This is a genomic window from Rhizobium sp. UFLA01-1127, assembly GCF_059803845.1.
In genome coordinates this window covers 1-17,705 of sequence record NZ_JAUQTZ010000127.1, presented here as the reverse complement: position 1 = coordinate 17,705, position 17,705 = coordinate 1, and the positions used below count along the sequence as shown (strand labels likewise).

16 protein-coding genes are annotated in these 17,705 nt (G+C 60.1%); 7 read left to right on the top strand and 9 right to left on the bottom strand.

Annotated features, from left to right (window positions below):
* The 5 genes from Q4Q11_RS24860 to Q4Q11_RS24840 form a co-directional block, all read right to left on the bottom strand.
* The coding region (locus tag Q4Q11_RS24860) for a LytS/YhcK type 5TM receptor domain-containing protein (RefSeq protein ID WP_498571155.1) at positions 1–713 on the bottom strand (713 nt) is incomplete at its 3' end.
* 480 nt (positions 714–1,193) lie between these two features.
* A complete protein-coding gene (locus tag Q4Q11_RS24855; protein WP_498571154.1) occupies positions 1,194–2,414 on the bottom strand; it encodes a patatin-like phospholipase family protein in 1,221 nt (406 codons plus the stop codon).
* A gap of 53 nt (positions 2,415–2,467) precedes the next feature.
* Entirely contained in the window at positions 2,468–4,153 is a 1,686-nt protein-coding gene (locus Q4Q11_RS24850; RefSeq protein ID WP_498571153.1) for a phospholipase D-like domain-containing protein, read from the bottom strand.
* A gap of 84 nt (positions 4,154–4,237) precedes the next feature.
* On the bottom strand, positions 4,238–4,708 hold the full coding sequence (locus Q4Q11_RS24845; protein WP_112513071.1) for a histidine phosphatase family protein: 471 nt from the start codon (positions 4,706–4,708) through the stop codon (positions 4,238–4,240).
* Between the two features lie 206 nt (positions 4,709–4,914).
* Entirely contained in the window at positions 4,915–5,922 is a 1,008-nt protein-coding gene (locus tag Q4Q11_RS24840) for a LacI family DNA-binding transcriptional regulator (RefSeq protein WP_112513072.1), read from the bottom strand.
* Between the two features lie 203 nt (positions 5,923–6,125).
* Between Q4Q11_RS24840 and Q4Q11_RS24835 the strand changes: the two genes are divergently transcribed.
* The 6 genes from Q4Q11_RS24835 to Q4Q11_RS24810 all read left to right on the top strand — a co-directional run bounded on the left by Q4Q11_RS24835 (position 6,126) and on the right by Q4Q11_RS24810 (position 12,511).
* Positions 6,126–7,445, top strand: a complete 1,320-nt coding sequence (locus tag Q4Q11_RS24835; RefSeq protein ID WP_498571152.1) for an alpha-L-fucosidase — start codon at positions 6,126–6,128, stop codon at positions 7,443–7,445.
* Between the two features lie 34 nt (positions 7,446–7,479).
* Positions 7,480–8,265, top strand: a complete 786-nt coding sequence (locus Q4Q11_RS24830; protein WP_498571151.1) for a DUF4037 domain-containing protein — start codon at positions 7,480–7,482, stop codon at positions 8,263–8,265.
* A gap of 85 nt (positions 8,266–8,350) precedes the next feature.
* The gene (locus Q4Q11_RS24825) at positions 8,351–9,565 is read left to right on the top strand and encodes an ABC transporter substrate-binding protein (protein WP_498571150.1); all 1,215 of its coding nucleotides are present in this window, start codon (positions 8,351–8,353) and stop codon (positions 9,563–9,565) included.
* 96 nt (positions 9,566–9,661) lie between these two features.
* The gene (locus Q4Q11_RS24820) at positions 9,662–10,567 is read left to right on the top strand and encodes a carbohydrate ABC transporter permease (protein ID WP_498571156.1); all 906 of its coding nucleotides are present in this window, start codon (positions 9,662–9,664) and stop codon (positions 10,565–10,567) included.
* Entirely contained in the window at positions 10,557–11,411 is an 855-nt protein-coding gene (locus Q4Q11_RS24815; RefSeq protein WP_498571149.1) for a carbohydrate ABC transporter permease, read from the top strand. Before Q4Q11_RS24820 ends, Q4Q11_RS24815 begins: the two co-directional genes overlap by 11 nt.
* A 32-nt stretch (positions 11,412–11,443) precedes the next feature.
* The gene (locus tag Q4Q11_RS24810) at positions 11,444–12,511 is read left to right on the top strand and encodes an ABC transporter ATP-binding protein (protein ID WP_498571148.1); all 1,068 of its coding nucleotides are present in this window, start codon (positions 11,444–11,446) and stop codon (positions 12,509–12,511) included.
* 134 nt (positions 12,512–12,645) lie between these two features.
* Here the strand turns inward: Q4Q11_RS24810 and maiA are convergent, their stop codons facing one another.
* The 4 genes from maiA to hppD all read right to left on the bottom strand — a co-directional run bounded on the left by maiA (position 12,646) and on the right by hppD (position 16,870).
* Positions 12,646–13,278, bottom strand: coding sequence for a maleylacetoacetate isomerase (gene maiA / locus Q4Q11_RS24805; protein WP_498571147.1), 633 nt, complete (start codon positions 13,276–13,278; stop codon positions 12,646–12,648).
* A complete protein-coding gene (locus tag Q4Q11_RS24800) occupies positions 13,275–14,300 on the bottom strand; it encodes a fumarylacetoacetate hydrolase family protein (protein WP_498571146.1) in 1,026 nt (341 codons plus the stop codon). Before Q4Q11_RS24800 ends, maiA begins: the two co-directional genes overlap by 4 nt.
* 37 nt (positions 14,301–14,337) lie before the next feature.
* Complete coding sequence (hmgA, locus tag Q4Q11_RS24795) at positions 14,338–15,699, bottom strand: homogentisate 1,2-dioxygenase (RefSeq protein WP_498571145.1); 1,362 nt, start codon at positions 15,697–15,699, stop codon at positions 14,338–14,340.
* 61 nt (positions 15,700–15,760) lie between these two features.
* Complete coding sequence (hppD, locus tag Q4Q11_RS24790) at positions 15,761–16,870, bottom strand: 4-hydroxyphenylpyruvate dioxygenase (protein ID WP_498571144.1); 1,110 nt, start codon at positions 16,868–16,870, stop codon at positions 15,761–15,763.
* A 130-nt stretch (positions 16,871–17,000) separates the two neighbouring features.
* On the opposite strand from hppD, the gene Q4Q11_RS24785 reads away from it, so the two are divergent.
* A complete protein-coding gene (locus Q4Q11_RS24785; protein ID WP_498571143.1) occupies positions 17,001–17,480 on the top strand; it encodes an Lrp/AsnC family transcriptional regulator in 480 nt (159 codons plus the stop codon).
* The last annotated feature ends 225 nt before the right edge of the window (positions 17,481–17,705 follow it).

Below are 17,705 nucleotides of genomic sequence, written 5' to 3'. Positions count from 1 at the left end.
TCGAGCATGATGATCGAAAAGGGGATGCGTCTGGCTCCCGCATCCTTGCTGCAGCGGTCGCCTTCGCGCTGCAGGACACGGCGATTGGGAAGCTTTGTCAGCGGATCGAGGCTCGCTTCATTCTCGAGCGCGCGCTGGATGCCGATGCGATACTGCTCCCGCTCCAGCAGGTCCGAGAGAAGGAGGACGCCGAGTATGTTGACGACGGTGACCGGAAGCGTTGCGGTCAGGAAGAGCTCGCGGGCAACCACCCATGGCAGGAAGACGAGAACGATAATCGAGGTGCAGGTCGCCAGACCGAACAACGACGACCGCCGCCACCCCGTGCCGACCCATTGCCGTGGCAGGAGGCTCAGCACATAACCCGCGAATGCAACGACGACTATGCCGGCGATGCCGCCGGCGGCACCCATGCCGCCGACCATGAAACGAAACAGGCTCATCATCGCCGCCGCGACCACGGTCCCCAGAAAACCGCCGTAGACCGGCGTAAGGACGAGGAGGATGGAACGGCCGTCCTGGATGACGCCGGGCATCCAGCGGATCGGATCGCCCATCGACAGGATGCCGACCAGCCCAAACAGCAGCCCGACGGCCACGGATTTCAACGCGCCGCGTTCGACGATCCGGATAACCCAGGAATAGGCATAGACAATAATCGCCACTTGGCCGAGGACGCGTATCAGCGAGACCACATACGTGTCAATTTGCATTACTATTTCCAGTTCTCGCGAAAAACCACAACGGATGGCTCGCATCGGCATAGCTGACGTCGGCGTGGACTATCGTGCGATCTCTGGAAAACGGCCTCCCAAGCCTCTCGGCCGTCCGTCGCGAAATGATGGTGCTCGAATTGGGGCCGGGAACAATGAATGTCTTCATAATCGAACTTCGAGATTGATGCGCGCCAATATCGCAGCCTCCAAGATCAGTAGCCGATGGAGGGCTGCGCCCGGTATAGGGTGGAGAGTATAGAACATCGAAGGAAGCGAACAAAGCAGACGGATAAATGGAGAAGGGGGTAAAACTGTGCAAAAAGGCGAATTACCAAGGTGCTCGCGCCCTCTTCCTGCCCGATGCCCTCACGCGAAGCCTGATAATCGCTGCTATCTGGAACCCCGCGCGTCGCAGTCAAGAGCGCTCGACGAATTTGGCGCTCCCGACGCTCGACGCCGTTCCGACGTCCGCCGCCGCTACCCCAATGCCTTTTTTGGAAACGGCCAGACGGGGGAGACCTGGCGAAGCGGCCCCTTATAATTTGCCCTGACGCTGCGATCGCAGATCGCGTATCCCCAGTTCACCAGCCTTTCCGACAGGCTTTCTCCGAGATCGCTTAGCCGCGTGGGCGCACTGGCAAGGCTCGCGACCTCCCTTGCCGAACAAGACAACGCATCTTCAGGCGCAAGTTTGGAAGGGTCCGTGTCGATGCCCCAATAGGCGCCAAGGCGGCCATAGGCCTGGATATCGACGAGAACCGCCTCGTTGTTCAGCAAAGCACCGGCCTCGAAGCGGCCGATAAGATCCCTGCGGCGCAGCGCCCGGACCTGATTGTCTGTTACATCCAGGACCCGGCGAAGCTGGCTGAGCCAATTGCCATAGAGGCCGGGATTTCGGGCAAACGGCGCGCCTCCGTCGCTGACGAAGAGGGTCGCAAAGCGCTTTACCAATGGTTTGATGCCGTGATTGTCATACACACCGCCATCGGTCAAAAGGACGGCCTTGCGAAAAGCCCCGATCGCATCGGCCGGCACCGATGATCCCGTCGGCCAATTCTGGAAGCTTCCATCCGAGAATTCGAGCGCGAGTGGCGACAGGAATGGAGGAAAGGCCGAGGAGGCAGCCACCGCTTTGGCCAATGGAATGTCCGGCCGATCGATCCGGCCGACGATGTAGTCACCCGCATAGGTCTTGCAGAAGCGCCAGAGCACGCCGGTCTGCAGGTTTGTCGCACAGAATACGAACTGCGGCCGGTCCGGCAGATCGCGAAGGCTGCGCCCATGAAACAGATGCCTGTCGTAGGAACTTGCGACCTGGTGCGCGGCGGAAGTTCCAGGCAGAAGGCCGACAAGCGCGGCCATGACGTCGATCCTCGCACGGGCAAAATCGAGCAAAGGACCAATGAAAGCATCGTGCAGATTGGCAAAATCGGCCTTGACCAGATCCGGCCAGACGCTTGCGAGCCAGGCGGTCGCGATCGAGCCGCCGGAAACGCTGGAAATGCGCTTTGCCTGCTGCAGGAGCCCGAGTTCGGCCAGGCGAAGGAAGGCGCCTGCGTGAAACAGCATGACCCGAAACCCGCCGCCGGATGCCGCGATACCGATCCCCGCCTCGAAGCCGTTGCCGTCCCAGCGGAAATCGGCGGCTTCCACGACTTTCCTTTCTGCGGAAAGGGGTATCGCATCGGTTTGGCTCATGAGCCACGCTCCATTGTCGGCACCGGCAATCACGTCGAAAGGACCGGTCGATCTCAGCGCGAGAACAGAAGGCGATCCTTTGCCGCCTGCGAACCCGTCACATAGAAACGCCGGAACCAGGCATCTTGTCCGGCTGCCGGAGGGCGCGCGAGCGTCAGGCTGTTGGGCGTGTCCGCACCCTGCATGGCGGAGCGGAAATGAAGATGGTCGAAGATCCGGAGAGCTTCGAGTGCATAGGATGTTGCAACGCGCTGATCCTCGATCATGACGAGATTGTCGCCATTATTGCTTTCGCCGCTCGGTGACAGGTTGGACGATCCGGTAAACACCTTGGCAGTCGGCAGGTTGAAATCCGTCACGACGAATTTGTCGTGCTGGTGAATGCCGCTGCCGCCGCTCCATTCGCTCTTGAAGGGTTCCGGCGCATGGCTGGCGAGATAGCTGAAATCCACCTGACCGACGGTGCCGTCGGGTTTGCGGATTTCGAGCCCGCCATCCTTGTCGGAAATGCCATAGCTGAAAACATCCTTGCCCATGAGCCGGTCGACCGCCTCGCGCACCGGCCCGGAGCGGATCTGGTTGAGAAAGGCGATGGCATAAAAGACCGAGGAAGAGGCCTGATCGATCGCGGCCCCCACGGGGCTCAGCGAGAGATTGCTCGACTGGTGCGGCGAAAAGCAGAAATGCGCCGAAGGCACGCCCTCCGCCTGCACGAGGCTCCACTTACTGCCGAGACTATCCTGTTTGAAGGCATCCAGCCCCTGGAAAGCCAGATCGAAAGCACGGCCGAACAATTTGGCCGCATCGCTCGAATGAAACACGAGCGCGTTGTTGGCTTGTATGTAGAGGCCGCGATAGCTGAAGTTGGTGGAACCGAACAACACCTTGACCGGTTGGTCTCCGCGCCGGATGATAAAGACCTTGTTGTGCTGCAGGGTCTTGAAATGCATGCGCTTGACGGCATCGGCTCCGGCCGAGGCGGCAAGCCGGGCAGCCGCCTGCGATTCCGCGCTGCCGGCGGGCTTGTGCGGTTTGGAATCGTCTATGATGGCGCGAACACGCGTGCCGCAACTCTCCAGCTTGGCGAGAATGTCGCGCTCGTTGAAATCATAGGCAAAGACGTCGATGGAGAGATCCTTATCGTTCGCCACCTCGTCCAGCAGGCCGAAAATCAGGTCGTAGGCTTCGAAGCCGAGCCATTGATAGACATCGCCGGGCAGCTTCTGAAACGTCAGGCCCTCGTTGGGATCGCTCGGAATGACATCGGGGTTGTTGCCGAATTTGTCGGCATAGGCCTGCGAGGAGGCAAAGTTGCGGGTGAAGCCGATATCGAGATAGTCGCTATAGGTCATGCGGTCGAGCGAGATCGGCAGGTCGGCCACCCGATCGCCGCTCTTGAGCGCGCCCGCAGCGTTCATATGCATCTTCGTCACCCGATAAAGATAGGTGCCATCCGTCGGATCATAGGGAAAATGCATCCAGCGGAACTTCTGAAAGGGGGCTGCCGTCGACAGGAAGTTCCGAAAGCCGTCGACACCCTTGTCTGCGCTGCCATAGTCGAAATTCAACCGGTTCCTCAACGCAACATAGTCGGTTGAACCCGGGCTCTTCACCTCGATCGCGAACCCTACGAAATCATCCTCTGGATCGGCGACGTCCATCCCGATGAGGCACATGCGCTCACCGCGCCACAATTTGACTGCAAGGCTGCCGGCGGTACCTGTGTTTGCAAAAGCCATGTCGGTCCCCTCGATACGCTTAAGAGAAGGCGGTGCTTGTCTCCCATGCGGGAATGCCGAAGGCGGCAAAGCCTCTATTGTCAATCAGAACGGCTCTGACAGTTGCGAGACTTCTGGCCCCTCGCTGAGAAAATCGGTGACAAGAATAAGATTGAAGACGGTCGGCACCCAGGGGTCGGGATAGCTTCCCGCCGGCGCGCCGAGTGCCTTCATCAGTTTCGGGATGTTGCCGTGATGCCAGCAGATGAGAGCCGTCTTACCGTCGAACTTGGGTCTGGAAAGCAGCGCCTCTGCCAAGGCGGCACAGTCATCATCGGCAAATTGCGCATGCACCTCGAGCCCGAGTGCGTCCGCCAGCGGCTGAACGGTCTGCACGGGCCGCTCGCTGCGCTTCGAAACGGCAGCGGCAAAGATGAAGTCGGGCCGGCCAAAGGTTTGAGGAAACCATGTGACCAGTGCTTTTGCGCGAACTCGCCCGGCTGGGGACAGGTTCGGGTCGCCCTGATCGTCGGGCTTTTCAGCATGACGCATGATCAGTGCCTTGACGGGCGCCATCCATTCCTCCCTCGGCTGCCGTCGTGACCCACTGCTACCTGAGAACGAAGTCTACGATATTGGTTCCACGAGCGAGGGCAATGGCTATTTTAGTGTTTTGCAAAAGTTTCATACAACATCGCGACAAGGCTGTTTGCGGCTCGACACCCATGGCTGAGAACGGTCAAACGGGAGACGACCGCCTTGCTTAGAGCTCGGCTTATGGCCTAAATCCGCCGGCAGGAATTGCCTGGAACGAATTTGGGCGTCAGCACGAAATCCTGCGGCGGCTCGACGGCGCCTTGGGGATTGGTGATGCGGTGCATCAGGCGCCGTGCGATGATGCCGCCGAGCGCCAAGGTATCCTGAACGACCATGGTGATGCGCGGCGTGATGACCGAGCTCCATTGCACATTGTCGATCATGGCGAGCGAAATGTCCTCGGGGCAGCGGAAACCCAGCTCCTGCATGGCCTGCAGCGCCGAGAGCGCTACCGTGTTGTTGGCGCCGAGGATCGCGCTGGGTCGCTCGGGCTGGATCAGCAGGCGCATGGCCGCCTCGTAGCCGGCGGTGCGCGTGAACTGTCCGTCGACGACGAAATTGGGATTCACTTCGACGCCGGCATTGGCCATGGTCTCGGCAAAGCCGCGATAGCGCTCCGTTGCCGTGCGCATATGGCTGGGACCGGTGATGATGGCGATGCGCCTGTGGCCGAGCTGCAGGAGGTGCTCGGTCAGCATCGCGCCGGCAAGATAGTTGTCCGAGCCGACGAAATCGCGCTCTATGCCGGCAACCTTCTGGTCGAAACAGACGATCGGCACGTTCAGGCCGGCAATGAAATCGATGTAGTCCTGGTCGTAGCCCGACGGCGCAAGCGCCAGACCCGCCGTCTTGAGTCCGATCAGATGCTCGACCATCGCCCGCTCGCGATCCGTCTTGCCGGAAGAATCGGTGACGACGACGAAATGCTGATGGTCGAGCGCATAATTTTCCAGCTCGCGCCGGATGTCTCCGAAGAACGGATTGCCGACATTGCCGACGACGAAGCCGATCATACGGCTGCGGCCACGCGCCAGACTTTGCGCGAGCGGATCGGCAACGAAGCCGACGGCGGCGATCGCCTGACGGATTCTCTCCAGCGTCTTCTGGCTGACGCGCGCCGGATTGCTTAAAGCGAGCGACACCGTCGAAACGGACACGTCAGCAAGTTTGGCGACGTCACGAATTGTGGCCATGAATTTCTCGAACCGTTTCTATCGTCTTTAGCCTTCCAATCGAAGATGCCTCCTTCCATGAATCGCTGTCATAAATCTAACATTTGTCGGCCGTGAAGCAATATGCCGAACGAGATTTCAACAGGGCGCTTGACATATATGGCGAGTGGATCAATGATTGAATCGAACCGGTTCGATTGAGCCCTAACACTTGGGAGGATAGTGTGAGCGACGCAACGATCAGTGGCGGCCAGAGCGTGGCCGATGGCAAGACATGGTTTGGACACGACCGCTTCGGCATGTTCATCCACTTCGGGCTGTACGCTCTTGGCGCACGCCATGAATGGCTGAAGAACCGCGAGGAGTTCACCACCGAGGCCTATCGGAAGTATTTCGACAATTTCGATCCCGATCTCTACGACGCCCGCGAATGGGCACGCCGTGCTCGTGAGGCAGGCATGAAATATGTGGTTCTGACCGCCAAGCACCATGAAGGCTTCTGCCTGTGGGACAGCAAGGTCACCGACTACAAAGTCACCAACACGCCCTATGGCAAGGACCTGATCGGGCCCTATGTCGAAGCGCTTCGCGCCGAAGGGTTGAAGGTCGGCTTCTATTATTCCCTGCTCGACTGGCATCATCCGGATTTCCCGGTCGACGGGCATCATCCGCAGCGCAATCATCCCGACGCCGCCAAGCTCAATGAGGGCCGCGACATCAAGCGCTATGCCAAATACATGCGCGACCAGGTGACCGAGCTTCTGACGAATTTCGGCAAGATCGACGTGATCTGGTTCGATTTCAGCTATCCGCGCCGCGTCTACAAAGGCCTGCCCGGCAAGGGCCGCGCCGATTGGGAGAGCGAAGACCTCGTCAAGCTGGTGCGCCAGCTGCAGCCCGACATCATTATCGGCGACCGCCTCGACCTGCCACGCGACGCCGATCACATGCCCGATCTCGTCACGCCGGAACAATATACGCCGCGCATCGCGCCGACGGTTGCCGGATTGCCGGTACGCTGGGAAGCCTGCCACACCTTCAGCGGCTCCTGGGGCTATTATCGCGACGAAACGAGCTGGAAGGATGCCGGCCAGCTCATCAATATCCTGGTGGATACCGTCTCGCTCGGCGGCAACCTGCTGATGAATGTTGGCCCCACCGGCCGCGGCACCTTCGACGTCCGCGCCATCAAGGCGCTCGACATCTATGGCGAATGGATGCGGCTGAACGGCCGCGCAATCTATGGCGCGGGCCCCTCAGCCTACAAGGCGCCGAGCGGCTGCCGCTTCACCCAAAAGGGCAATCGGCTTTACCTGCACATCCAGACCTGGCCCTTCCGCCACATCCACGTCGAAGGGCTGGGCCGCAAGGTGAAATATGCTCAGTTCCTGCACGATGCCAGCGAGGTTCACTGGCTCGACCCGGATGCCGAGGTCGATTCCAACATCGGCGTCGCTGTCGGCGAGGGCATTCTGACGCTCGAACTGCCGGTTCTGAAACCTGACGTAGTCACCCCGGTCATCGAACTGGTCCTCAAGGATTGAAGGAGATAGCGAAGCCCAGCCGCCCGGTGCCGTCATGAGCCGTGAAGCCGAACTCATTGCCGCGATGACGCCCTTGATCGCCGATCTGGCCGAAGACGGCAATGGCGCCGTCGCGCTCGCCGGATCGCGGGGCAAGGGATGGTCTGATGCGCAGTCGGATTTTGACTTCCGCGTCTATGCCGATGCCTATCGCGGACCGGAGGTTCGCCAGACTGCGGCATGGCGGCGTTTCGATGCTGCGCTGCGGAGCTGGCAGGCCGAAGGCATTCGCATGAATGGCGTCTGGATGCGCCGTTACGCCGCCGTCCAGCGCGATCTGGACTCCTGGCTTGCCGGCATCGTCGTGCCAAAAAGCTTCGAGTGGACGATATGGGGCTATCACTTGCCGACGGATCTTGCAAACCAGCAGATCATCGCCGACCCGCACGGCCTGCTGGCCTGCTGGAAACGGCAATTGGTGCAATATCCGGAAGCGCTCAGGGCCTCCGTCCTCCGTCAGCATATGGAAGTCCTGCGCTATTGGGCCAGGGATTACCATTACGAAAGCAAGGTCGCCCGCCGCGATATCGTCTTTCTCGTCGGGCTGACGGGCAAGCTTGCCAACGCGATCCTGCAGACCGTCTTTGCCTTCAACCGGGTCTATTTTCCGGGTGACGGCTGGAACCTGCCGATGGCGGCCGAGCTCGAATGGCTGCCGCCCGACTTCCTTGAGCGGATGACGGCCATCCTGGAGCCGGGACAGGAAGGAGATACGTGGCGGCGTCAGCGAACGGAATTGATCGGCCTGATCGCCGATCTGGAGGCGATGATCGCGGCCTGAACGGGCTGGAAGACCAAACCGGAGGAGAGCGTCCGGGCGTGACGAACGTCACTCCAATGAAAGTCATTAAGGAGGAGGAACAACCATGAAGCGTTCATTGATCTTTGCCGCCGCCCTTACGGCGAGTTCACTGCCCGGCATCGGCGCGCGAGCGCAGGATGCCCCCGTGACCCTGACTTGGCAGATGTGGGGTCAGCCGAACGATGTCCAGCTCTGGCAGCAGCTGGCCGATCTCGTCAACAAACAATATCCCGACATCGAGGTGAAGCTGCAGCTTTCAGGATGGACCGATTATTGGACGCGCCTGCCGGTTCTGGCAACATCCGGGCAGGTCGCCGACATCGTTTCGATGCAGTCGATGCGCATGTCGAATTTCTATTCGATTCTGACGCCGCTCGACGACTACGTGAAAAAGAGCGACGTGAAGGTGGCGGACTTCGAGACATCGATCATGTCCGGCCTTTCACAAGACGGCAAGCTCTATGCCCTGCCCTACGATGTCGGGCCGTGGATGGTTTTCTACAATCGCGACAAGTTCGCCGCCGCCGGCTTGAAGGAGCCTGCCAAGGATTGGACGTTCGACGACTTCAAGGCCGACGCCAAGGCGCTGACGACCGGCGGAACCTACGGCTACGGCACCCAGGCTTTCGATTTCATTGCAGGCCCCGTCGCGCTCGGTGCGGATTATTTCAATGCCGCCGGTGAATTCGACCTTACCAATGCCGGCTTTGTCGATGCCTTCAGCAAATATGCCGATCTTACCGCCAAGGACAAACTTTCACCGGTCTTTGCCTCCGCCGCCGATGCTTCGGCCGCAAGCGGCCGCTTCGCCTCGGGCAATGTCGCCATGTATATCGACGGCCCATGGTCGCTGATTACCGGGCAGGCCAACGTCAACTTCAAGATCGGCATCGCACCGCTGCCGCGCGGCAGCGGTGCGTCGCGCTTCATTACGGCAGGCTCGGGCTGGGGCATTTCCGCCGCCAGCCAGCACAAGGATGCCGCCTTCAAGGCGATACAGGTGTTGACGGGTCCGAAGGCTGCCGAAATCCTCGGTTCGGCCGGACGCGCACTGCCAGCCCGGCTCGCACAGCAGACCGCCTGGTATGACGGAGCGGCGAAGAACGTCAGCGGCACGCGCGACACGCTGCAATATATGTTTGCCCATACAACGCCGTTCCGCATCAACGAGAAATGGAACCAATTCGAGAATCTGGTGATGCAATACGTGCCGCTGGCGCTGACGGGAGACTCGAAACCCGAAGGCGTGTTGAGCGACATTCAGAGCCAGCTACCATAAGCCGGGCATGTGGTCGGCCTGCGGCCGGCCTATCGGCTCGACCGCAGCGCCCGTGCCGAAAAGGAGAGGCTCATGATGCTGGGCAAGCATACCGACATGATCGCAAGACCAAGGCCGCGCTCGCGCAAATGGTTCAGAAGCGAGGGATGGACGGCCTTGTTCTTCCTGCTGCCGGGCCTGATCGGCATCATCCTGTTTCTCGTCCTGCCGATTCTCGCTTCGATCGCGCTCAGCTTCACCAATTGGCAATTGCTCGGCGCGCCACGCTTCGTCGGCTTTGCCAACTATGTGCGCCTGTTTACCACCGACCCGCAATTCTGGACGGTCATGCGCAACACCATCTTCTTCACGGTCGAGTATCTGGTGCTCAATATCGTCATCTCGCTCGGGCTGGCGACCTGGATTTCGAGCCTGAAGATCGGGCAGCGCTGGTTTCGCGTGATCTTCTTCCTGCCGACCTTCACCCCACTCATCGCCGTCGCCATGGTCTGGATGCTGATCTTCACAAGCGGCGGCCTGTTCGACAGCATGATGGTGGCGCTGTCGCTGCCGTTCTCGGGCGTGCTGAACGATCGCACGCTTGCCATGCAGGCGGTCGTCCTCACCTCGATCTGGGCCGGTGTCGGCTACAATACCGTTCTCTTCAACGCCGCGCTCGACATGGTGCCGTCAACCTATCTGGAGGCGGCGCGCATCGATGGCGCAACGGCCTGGGATCGCTTCTGGAAAATCCGCCTGCCGCTGATCTCGCCGACGCTGTTCTTCGGCACCGTCATGACGGCGATCACCTCGCTGCAGGTCTTCGACCAGATCTTCGTCATGACCAAGGGCGGGCCGGGATCGTCGACCGCGACGCTCGGCTACGCCATCTATCAACGCGGCTTTCAGAACTTCCAGATGGGCTACGCCTCCGCCATCGCCTGGGTGATGTTCGCGCTGATCATGGCGCTGACGGCCCTGCAATTCTGGTTCCAGCGCAAATGGGTGCATTATGACGCTTAAAGCCGAAGCCAGAGCACGCCGGAAGCTGGTGCTTGACGTCGTCAATCACCTGGCAATCACCCTCGTCGCGATCGCCTTCCTGTTCCCCTTCTTCTGGATGGTATCGAACGCGGTGCGCTCGAATGCGGAAGTAACGGCGATACCCCCACGCATTCTGCCCGAAGTCTTCGAGTGGGGTAATTTTGCCGCCGCCTGGACGCAGCTGCCCTTCGGCCGTTTCTTCCTCAACAGCGCCGTCATTGCCATCTGCGTGACGGCCATCACCGTCATCGTCTCCTGCCTGTCCGGCTATGCCTTCGCGCGGCTGAAATTCCGAGCGCGCGAAACGCTGCTGCTCGGCTATATCGGCACGCTGATGGTGCCGCCGCTGATGCTCATCATTCCGCTGTTTCTGATTGTCAACAAACTCGGCCTGGTCAACACCTTCCCCGGTGTGATCCTGCCGATCTCGTTCGGCACCTTCGGCGCTTTCCTGATGCGGCAGTTCTTCCTCTCCATTCCGATGGAGCTGGAGGAGGCCGCAAGGATCGACGGTGCCTCGCGCCTGCGCATCCTCATCAGCATCATCGTGCCGCTATCCATGCCGGCGATCGGGCTTCTGTCGCTCTTCACCTTCATCGGGCAGTGGAACAATTTCCTCTGGCCGCTGATCGTCATGACCGGTGCCGACAATGCCACCCTGCCCGTCGGCCTCACCATGTTCCAGACGCAGCAGGGTACGCAGTGGAATTACCTGATGGCGGGTGCTGCCCTTTCCATGCTTCCAGGCATCCTCCTCGCGATCATCCTGCAGAAGCTCATCTACAAAAGCATCGCCCTCAATGCGGGCATGGGCGGACGCTGAGGCGCCGGCCGAGATTTTCGGGAGAGATATCCATGGCGAAACTGACCATTCGCAACGCCATCAAACGCTACGGCGCGCTCGAAGTGCTGCATGGCGTCTCCGTCGCGGCCCAGGACGGAGAGTTCGTGGTGCTTGTCGGCCCGTCGGGCTGCGGCAAATCCACTTTGCTGCGCATGATCGCCGGGCTGGAAGGCATCAGCGACGGCGAGATCGAAATCGGCGACCGCATCGTCAACGATCTCGAACCAAACGAGCGAGACATCGCCATGGTCTTCCAGTCCTACGCGCTCTATCCGCACATGACCGTGCGCGACAACATGGCTTTCTCTTTGAAGCTTGCGCGCCGCAGCCGCCAGGAGATCGAGCAGAAAGTGAACGATGCTGCCGCGATCCTCGATCTCGCCGCCCTCCTCGATCGCTATCCCCGGCAATTGTCCGGGGGGCAGCGCCAGCGCGTTGCCATGGGCCGGGCCATCGTTCGCAACCCGGCGGTCTTCCTCTTCGACGAGCCGCTGTCCAATCTCGATGCCAAATTGCGCGTGCAGATGCGCACCGAGATCAAAACGCTGCACCAGCGCCTGGGAACCACCATGGTCTATGTGACGCACGATCAGATGGAGGCCATGACCATGGCCGACCGCATCGTCGTTATGCGCGGCGGCCATATCGAGCAGATCGGCTCACCGCTTGAGATCTACGATGCACCGGCCAACAGTTTCGTCGCCGGCTTTATCGGATCGCCGTCGATGAACTTCATCGAAGGCCTCGTCATCGACCGAAATGGGGCTTTGGGGCTGCAAGATACGAAAAACCTGCATTGGCCGCTGCCTGAAAGCGCCCGACGTCATCTCGGCCGGTCCGTCCAGCTCGGCATCCGCCCGGAACATATCGCCATCGACGCGGACGGCGTGCAGGCCAAGGTCGTGATCATCGAGCCGACAGGCTCCGACACGCATCTGCAATTGCAGGCCGGCGCCCGTTCGATCGTCGCAGCCGTCAGGGACCGCCCCTCGGTGTCTCCGGGCCAGCCTATCCAGCTGAAGATCGATCCGGCAAAGGTGCATCTGTTCGATCCATCCGACGGCGGACGCCTGCATTGAGATGAGCTCTGCGGTCAGGCCGGTAGTGCTGCCGCCTGGCTGGAGCGCCGTGCGCTGAACGCCGGCACGATGGAGATGATTTTCGCGCCGACGCCCCGCTCTCAGCGCCATGGCATTGCCGGCAACGCGTCTTGTCAAGGCTTTACCCGGTCCGGATGCGCCGCCTGAAATGCAGGCAATTCGGCACATCTGCCGTCGATTTCGACGATACGCCTGAGGTCGGTCAAATCCACGCCCCAGCGACGGGCGTTATAGACCTGCGGAACAAGGCAGATGTCCGCCATGGTCGGCGTGCCGCCGAAGCAGAACATGCCATCGAGCTTGCTTAACATGACCTCGAATTTGCGGAGGCCGACGTCAATGAAGTGCCTCGCCCATTCCTCACGGGCATCGGCCTTGTCCGTCAAAGTCGCGACATAGGCTGCAACATGCATATTGCATATCGGATGGATGTCCATGGCAACCGCATAGGCAAGCGCCCGCACATGCTGCCGGTCTGTTATGCCAGCCGGGAGCAGCCTGCTTTCCGGCCGAAGCTCGGCCAGATATTCGATGATGGAGAGCGACTGCGTCATGATCTGCCGGTCGATCACCAGCGCCGGAACGAAGCCCTGCGGATTGAGTTCCAGATATTCCGGGCTCTTTTGCTTGCCTTCCAGCAGGTTGACCGCCACGGTTCTATAGTCGATTGCGAGCATGTTGAGCGCGATGCGCACCCGGTAACTCGCCGAGGATCTCCAGTAGTCGTAGAGAATGACGTTGTTCATCGCGGCCACGGTCCTTCGCATTTATCGACCGTCTGCTCGATCGCTCCGAAGATCGAGTGGCCGGCACGATCCTGCATCTCGATACGGACCTGATCACCGAAGCGCAGGAACGGTGTTTTCGGCGATCCGGTTTCGATGGTCTCGATCGTTCTGACCTCGGCAATACAGGAATAGCCGACGCCGCCGCTTTCCACAGGCTTGCCCGGTTCGCCGTCGAGCTTGTTAGACACCGTTCCCGAACCGATGATCGTGCCGGCAACGAGGCTGCGCGTCTTGGCGGCGTGGGCAATCAGCTGGCCGAAATCGAATGTCATGTCGATACCGGCATTCGCCTTGCCGAACAGCTTGCCATTCAGCATCACCAGCAGCGGCAGATGCAGCTTGCCGCCATCCCAGGCATCGCCCAGTTCGTCGGGCGTAACCGCGACCGGAGAAAAAGCCGAAGCCGGCTTGGACTGGAAGAAGCCGAAACCCTTTGCCAGCTCCTGCGGGATCAGGCCGCGTAGCGAGACGTCGTTGACGAGCATCACCAGACGGATTGCCTGGCGGGCGGTCTCTGGTGTCGAGCCTATGGCAACGTCATCGACGATGACGGCCACCTCGCCTTCCATGTCGATGCCATAGGCCTCGTCGGCAGCGGCAATCGGGTCACGCGGCCCCAGAAAGCCGTCGGAACCGCCCTGATACATAAGGGGATCGATCCAGAAGCTTGCCGGCATCTCGGCCTTGCGCGCCTTGCGCACCAATTCGACATGATTGACATAGGCCGAACCGTCGGCCCATTGATAGGCCCGCGGCAGCGGCGAGGCGGCATCATGCTCGTGAAACCGGATCGTCGGCTGGGCTCCGGTCTCTATGCCTTCGGCAACGCGCGCCAGCCTCGGAGACACATGCTCCCAGTCGTCGAGCGCTGCCTGCAGGGTGCGTGCGATATGGCCGACCTCGGAGCAGCGCGTGAGATCGCGCGAAACGACCACGAGCCGGCCGTCCCTTGTGGAGTCTTTCAAAGTCGCAAGCTTCATGTTCGGGCTCCGCCGTCAGAGAATGTGAGGGCAATCGTCACTTGATGCTGGGGGTTCCGTCAAACCGGCGTTCCAGGCCGTCCCAGCATTCCAGATAATCGTCCTGCAGCGTTTCGAGCTCCGCGGCATATTTCGTCAGCTGCTGAGGGAAGCGCGTTTCGAACATGAAGGCCATGGTATGATCGAGCTTCACCGGCTTCAATTCGGAACTGGATGCCTTTTCGAAACCGGAGGCATCCGGCCCATGCGGAAGCATCATATTATGCAGGCTCATGCCTCCAGGCACGAAGCCTTTTTCCTTGGCATCATACTGGCCGTGAATAAGGCCCATGAACTCGCTCATGATATTGCGGTGATACCAGGGCGGGCGGAAGGTGTGTTCGGCCACCAGCCAGCGCGGCGGAAAGATGACGAAATCGACATTCGCGGTGCCCGCACTTTCGGTGGGGGCCGTCAATACCGTGAAGATCGACGGATCGGGGTGGTCGAACAGGATAGCGCCGACCGGGGAGAATGTCCGCAAATCGTATTTGTAAGGGATGTAGTTGCCGTGCCAGGCAACGACATCGAGAGGCGAGTGGCCAATGTCCGTCACATAGAACTTGCCGCACCATTTGACATGCACGCGGCAGGGTATCTCCTTGTCCTCGAAGGCGGCGACGGGCGTCTTGAAATCGCGCGGATTGGCCAGGCAGTTGGCGCCGATCGGCCCGCGCTCCGGCAGCGTGAATTTCGCGCCGTAATTCTCGCAGATATAGCCGCGCCAGACGCCTTCGTCGCCTTTGCGCGTCACCTTGAACATCATGCCGCGAGGGATGACGCATATTTCCAGCGGCTCGATATCCATCATGCCCATTTCGGTGAAGACCCTGATGGCGCCGACCTGGGGGACGACGAGCAGCTCGCCGTCGGCATCGAAGAAATAATCGTCGATCATGTCCTCGTTGAAAATATAGGCGTGGGCGGCCATGCCGGTCTGGGTCAGGACATCGCCTCCGGTCGTGATCGTGCGGATCCCTTCAAGAAAGGTCAGCCTTTCGCTCGGTGCCGGCAGCGGATCCCAGCGAAGCTGGCCCAGCGGGAGCGAATGATCGTCCAGGCAGGGGGCCGATTTCCAGACCGGATAGGAGGCGTTCGAAAAGCGCCTTGTATGCCGCACGCTCGGACGGATGCGATAGAGCCAGGAGCGTTCGTTCGTTCCGCGCGGCGCCGTGAAAGGCGAACCGGAGAGCTGCTCGGCATAAAGACCATAATTGCACTTCTGCGGACTGTTCTGGCCCTGCGGCAGAGCGGCCGGCAGCGCCTCCGTTTCGAAGTCGTTGCCGAAGCCGGGCATATATTGCAGCGTCTGCGCCGCCATGGCCTGGCGCTCGGCAGGCTTAGGTATCGTCTGGTCCATCGCTCCACTCCTCCGAAGAGCCGAAGATGGCCCCACGCCTTGGCGGGGCCGTCCAAAAGGATTATTCGGCCGCCGTGCCGATGACGCCGCGCTTGATCTGATCGGCCTCGATCGACTCGAACAGCGCGCGGAAATTGCCTTCGCCGAAGCCTTCGTCACCCTTGCGCTGGATGAACTCGAAGAAGATCGGGCCGATGACGGTCTTGGAGAAGACCTGCAGCAGGATCTTCGTCACGCCGCCATTCACCACGCCTTCGCCGTCGATCAGAATACCATGTTTCTTCATGCGCTCCATGGGTTCTTCGTGCCCATTCACACGCTTGTAGGACATGTCGTAGTAGCTCTCCGGAGGACCGGGCATGAAGCGCAGGCCGTTGTCGGCAAGCGTATCGGTTGCCTGATAGATATCATCCGTTCCGACGGCGATGTGCTGGATGCCCTCGCCCTTGTACTTCTTCAGGAACTCCTCGATCTGGCTGGTATCGTCCTTCGATTCGTTCAGTGGAATCCGGATCTTGCCGCAGGGCGAGGTGATGGCCCGGCTCACCAGACCGGTAATGCGCCCGTCGATATCGAAGAAGTGGATCTGCTTGAAATTGAACAGATCGCGATAGAAATCCCACCACTTGTCCATGTTGCCGCGGAAAACATTGTGGGTCAGATGATCGAGGTAATAGAAGCCGACGCCTTCAGGATTCGGATTCTCTTCGCCGATCCAGTCGAATTCTGCGCCGTAGGCCGATCCCTTCTTGCCATAGGTCTCGATGAAATAGAGCAACGAGCCGCCGATGCCGACGATGGCGGGAACATCGAGCGCCTTGTCGCTGCCTTTATACGGAACGGCACCCTTCGAGACGGCATGGTCGAAGGCGTGTCTGGCATCGACCACACGCCAGGCCATCGACGGCGCCGCAGGACCGTGATCCGCGACGAAGCGGGCGGCATGGCTGCCCGGTTCTGCATTCAGGATGTAGTTGATATCGCCCTGGCGCCAAACGGTGATGTCTTTTTCCTTGTGCTTGGCGACTGCGACATAGCCCATGCGGGTAAAGAGCTCGCGCAGCTTCTCCGGCTCGGGATGGGCGAACTCGACGAATTCGAAGCCATCGGTGCCGGCCGGATTATCGGCGGTGATTTCCGACGGCGGCGCATCATGCGGAAAAGGACCCATTTTCTCCTCCTCGGAAGACAGGACTTTGACTATGCAAAGTATGGCTCCAAATGCGCGCAAAGTGCTTGCATTCTATCTGCGCATTGAAAATATTATACACGATCTGTGTGTATTTTGAAAGTTTTGCGCAATGGATGAGCCTCTTGACAAATTGGATCTGCGTCTTCTCGAAGAACTGCAGAAGGACGGCAAGCTGACGAACAACGAATTGGGAGAGCGGATCGCGCTTTCCCCTTCCCAATGCTCGCGCCGGCGCACCAGGCTGGAGGCTGAGGGCTTTATTCGCAGCTATCAGGCCAATCTCGATCGGCAGAAGCTCGGGCTTGATATGCTCGTGGTGATCTCAGTGACGCTCGCTACCCACAACAGAGACAATGCGCGCCGGTTTTCGCAGCTGATCAACGGGCTGCCGGAAGTGCTGGAAGCCTACGCGCTGACGGGCGAAATGGATTACCACCTAAAGGTTGCGACCCGCGGGCTCGCCGGTCTTTCTCGTTTCGTCAACGACGTGCTTTTGCCGCACGAATCCGTACAGCATGTGAAGACGTCGATCGTGCTCGATACGCTCAAGACCTTCGAGGGATTTCCTATGTCGATGTCGCATGGCTGACACGGCGACGGCGTTCGATGACGATGAGCTTGGCGCCCCGCCCGTCCCCCTGACATGTCCCAGGGTTCGCCAATCGGACCCCGCCGTCCATAAAGCTGTGACTAGTGTGGCCAATCGAGAATAGAAGACGGGTGAAGAACATGCAATCGGGGTATGATCTCTTTCCAGTCATACGAAAGAATACACTCTCAGCGAGGATGGATTTTATGGTATACATGGACGTGC